General features: G+C 52.2%; 1 protein-coding gene, 1 pseudogene and 1 riboswitch. Of the genes and pseudogenes, one reads left to right on the top strand and one right to left on the bottom strand.

Annotation, left to right across the window (positions count from 1 at the left end):
* Positions 1-268, bottom strand: a pseudogene (locus tag ABYP73_RS13040) (hypothetical protein); the annotation flags it as partial.
* A gap of 68 nt (positions 269-336) precedes the next feature.
* Positions 337-551, top strand: a riboswitch (cobalamin riboswitch).
* A 63-nt stretch (positions 552-614) separates the two neighbouring features.
* On the opposite strand from ABYP73_RS13040, the gene ABYP73_RS13035 reads away from it, so the two are divergent.
* The coding region (locus tag ABYP73_RS13035; RefSeq protein WP_372974626.1) for a TonB-dependent receptor at positions 615-1,624 on the top strand (1,010 nt) is incomplete at its 3' end.

Below are 1,624 nucleotides of genomic sequence, written 5' to 3'. Positions count from 1 at the left end.
CGAACCGACCAGCATCTAGCTTTGCTGTCTGGGAAGAGCCTTTAGGGACGAGGGCGTATGCGAAGGGCTTGTCGGCCTCAGGCCAGGGCTGTAGCACCCGGATCACCGTTATGCCTTCCGGGGTCCTTTCGATCTCAAATCCGCGTGCATGAAGGACACGGTATGAAGAGCCTGTGTTATCGGAATCATTGATGGGCTCTGCAGGAAGATTTCCCTTTTCCCTGCAGCCCATCAGGCAAAGAAGCAATAAGCAGATGAAAATTCGCATACGGCCGGATTACGGTTTTCAAAAGTAAACTTATTTGCCCTAAGTCAGAAAGGAGATGGAATTTGATTATCTTCGGCCCGAATTTTGGTTGCCGGCCCGGTCATCGTGGCGGCATTAAAAGGGAATCCGGTGAAAATCCGGAGCTGTTCCCGCAACTGTAAGCTCAGTAGGAAATCCCCCGGGAGTACCTATGGTTGACATCTCTTCATTACCACTGTCCGAGGACGGGAAGGTCGATGTCAATACGCAAGTCAGGAGACCTGCCAGGTTCAGAATCGAATATTAACTTTCGGGATAAAAGTTTTCGTATGCAACCTCATACGCAGTTCCGACAACAGGAATAAAAATGATCAAAAAAATTTGGAGTGCCGCTGTGCTTTTGTGTGTCGGTACAATATCCTGGGCTCAGGATAGGGCGATGGACAGCCTTAAAGTCCAGGAGTTGGATGAAGTAGTGGTCAGTGACACCCGCTTTCCCATCCGGCGGGAAAATTCCGGTAAAACTGTGATCCGCATCGGACCAGAGGAACTCGCCCTGAATCAGGGACGCTCCCTCCCAGAGCTGATCAATACTAAAAGCGGCATAGAGATCTCAGGCAGCAGGGGCAGGGCAGGGGAAGTGCTGGGCGCTTTTGTCCGCGGTGGGAGGGGCAGGCAGCTGATCGTCCTCATCGATGGTTTGCGGGTATCAGACCCCTCTTCCTTTTCCCAGGAATACGACCTGCGACTCCTGCCTCTCGAAAATATTGAATCCATCGAGATCATCAAGGGGGCGAACAGCACCCTCTATGGAGCTAATGCTGCCACAGCGGTGATCAATATCACGACAAAAGGAGTTCCCGTGGAGGGAATTACAGGAAATTTCCGTTCCAGCATAGGGACCAATCAGACTGCAGACGATCAGCAATACCGACTTAATGCATTCGAAAATTCTGCCAGAGTGGCCGGGACCCTCGACCGATGGGAATACGCCCTGGGTTTTGGCCACCGGTACACAGACGGGATATCCTCCATCAGCACACAATCAGGGGAGACAGACCCGTTCTCTGCCCTTAATGCCGACCTGAAACTGGGATATCGCTTTAGCGAGCGCACAAAAACCCAACTCTACGCCAGCAGGGCTAAGTTCCATGTGGATTACGATGAATCCTTTGGCCTTGTGGACGCGCCCTACCGGTTCAAAAGTGCACAGGACCGGGCAGGCGTGCAAACCACTATGGGGTATAAGAAGGGTACAACCACCCTCAACCTGGCGTACTCCTCCTTCTCTTCCGAGAATTTCAGCGCTTTTCCGGGAACCTTTGAAGGGCAAAACCTGATTGGCGATCTCTTCAACAGGATTCGGCTCGGCAAGGT

Source organism: Muriicola sp., assembly GCF_041567615.1.
Taxonomy (GTDB): Bacteria; Bacteroidota; Bacteroidia; order Flavobacteriales; family Flavobacteriaceae; genus Muriicola.
The sequence above is the reverse complement of the archived record's forward strand: the minus strand, read 5'-3'. Positions and strand labels throughout refer to the sequence as shown.